Raw genomic sequence first — 2,269 nt, 5'->3', positions numbered from 1 at the left:
TAACTGCGCTCGAAAGGACGCCTTAAGAGCGCAGCTTCGCTACCGGGCCATGCTCCCGCAAGGCGGCCCTCGCCGGAGAGGTACGTGCGATGTGGTGAGCAAGGGAATGCATGAAACTGCGGCGAGCTCTGGACGACGAAGTCCGCCCACGAAGCCTGATGCGGGATCTTCCCATTCCGCCGGTGTCCGTTTCCGTGTCGGGGCGGGGGCGATAGCTTCCACTTAATCGTTTGCGGATACTACGCCTCAAAGTAGGAGGCGGCCCCCATACGGATACGAAGATACACCGTGCGTCGATTGTTTCGGATAGACGTCATGGCGCCGCAGCGGATGCGCTCTATTCGCTCGTGGTCACAACGACGGTTCTACGGCTCTCAAGACAGACTCTTACTCCGACTCGGGTCCTTCGTCACCAGGCACCGCCTGTGCCTTGCGCATAAGGGAGCAGTTCAGCAGTTCGGCCAGCGCTTCCCTGTATCCCGTTGCGATGCTGTGCGCGTGAGCGAATATTGAGAGCTCGGCTTTATAGCGCCTTCCCACGCAAATCACTGGGCGTGACGTCCAATGGTATTGGGCAGAGGTATGGGCGCCCCCCCGTTTGTTGCTTCAACTCCGCCTTTGCACGAGCGATGATCTCTGGATTGCGTATGCAATCTGCCGCCGTGGAAGCCATGACCTTGGCAGCCAATATCATCCCCTTGTGGGCCGCCGGCAGATCGCCTTGAGTGACCAGCTGCCAACTGTGGAAGGACGTACCAACGGCGAAACAGGCTGTTTGACACTGTACAGTGGGCACGATCCAGCTGACGTCGCCCACATCTGTCGAGCCGAACTCGAATGGGTCTGTCCCTAACGGTAGAAGGCTATCGTGGAGAAGGTTGTCCTTAAGCGAAACATCGCGACCCGCGACGCTGGCCAGCGCATCTTCATCCGTAAGCGCCATCTTGCGAAGCTGCTTGGCGAACTCATAGTCAGCCCCATCAAAGGGGGGCGGGCCGACACGGCGCATGTTCTCGTACATAACATCATACAGCGCTTTGTTAGGCAAAATGTTCGAGTAGCCGCCAGTGATTTGCACTTTGACAGATGTCTCGGTCATAAGCGCAGCGCCTTCTGCAATCTTTTGCACGCGCGCGAACACCCGCTCCGCATCTTCCCAGTTCGGAGAACGAATAGAATAAGATGACTCGGCATACGCCTGCACGACGTTAGGGAACTCACCGCCAGCGTTGATAATGGCATAGTGAACGCGAGCGTTTGAGGGCATGTGCTCACGCATGTAGTTGACGCCAACATTCATTAGCTCGACTGCGTCGAGCGCGCTGCGCCCCAGATGTGGATCCGCCGCCGCGTGCGCTGCGCGACCGGTAAAGGAGAAACGAGCCCACTTTGCGGCGTTGCAGGACTTTGTTAGCACTTCGTTAACCACCGCCGGATGCCAGCAGAAGGCGACATCGAGATCGTCAAAGGCGCCGGCTCTGGCCATAAAGGCCTTACCCGCTCCAGCTTCCTCTGCCGGGCAGCCGTAAAAGCGCACGGTACCTTCAATACGTTCGGCTGCGAGCGCGTCCTTTAATGCAACTGCTGCAAGCGCCGAGCCAGCGCCGAGAAGATTGTGCCCGCAGCCATGACCTGGTCCACCCTCGGTCGAGCTGGGCTCCGTTGCACTCGAGACTTGAGCAAGATCGGGAAGCGCATCGTATTCTCCGAGAATGCCGATTATGGGGCTGCCCTCGCCGAACTCGGCGATGAAGGCGGTAGCGATGCCGCCGACATTCCTGGTGATGCGAAAACCTTCGCGCTCGAGCATAGCGATGTGCTCTGCAACCGAGCGATGCTCCTCAAATGCTAATTCTGGCATTGCCCAGATGCGGTCGCTTAAGGCGCAGTAGTCGGCAGCTTTCGCATTCACGTGACGGACGATTTCATCAAGGCTGAGAGGGTCATTTTCCATAGTTACTGAATTCCCTGAGTCACTACTGTCGTTCAAGCGGGTAGGTACTGATTGTTAGAATTAGTCTGCTCTCTGAAGAGCCACGCCCGGTTAATCTACATCCGGTTCTCTCGATTAACTCGGTTCCGCCAAGCAAAGTAAGCATCGAGCTCCAACGCATTGATAGATGCAGATCGCAGAAAATCGCATCAGTACAACGCCACCATCAAGTGCCTTAGTGACCGTGGCAGCAGTTGTGTGCGTCAAGTTCTGCAAAATGGCGTGGCATTGCGGTGACGTCGGCGTGTCCGCCGCGCAGCCCCCGTGTTTAGCGGA

1 protein-coding gene is annotated in these 2,269 nt (G+C 57.5%); it reads right to left on the bottom strand.

Annotated features, from left to right (window positions below):
• Window positions 1-523: 523 nt before the first annotated feature.
• Complete coding sequence (locus tag NKH59_RS33185; protein WP_353024439.1) at window positions 524-1,954, bottom strand: M20 family metallopeptidase; 1,431 nt, start codon at window positions 1,952-1,954, stop codon at window positions 524-526.
• Window positions 1,955-2,269 lie beyond the last annotated feature (315 nt).

Origin of the sequence: Mesorhizobium sp. M0998, assembly GCF_040318885.1 — a bacterium.
GTDB lineage: Bacteria > Pseudomonadota > Alphaproteobacteria > Rhizobiales > Rhizobiaceae > Mesorhizobium.
The sequence above is the reverse complement of the archived record's forward strand: the minus strand, read 5'-3'. Positions and strand labels throughout refer to the sequence as shown.

Coding starts and splice junctions, on each gene's coding strand:
- NKH59_RS33185 (WP_353024439.1), bottom strand. CDS start 1,954: ATGGAAAATGACCCTCTCAGCCTTGATGAAATCGTCCGTCACGTGAAT.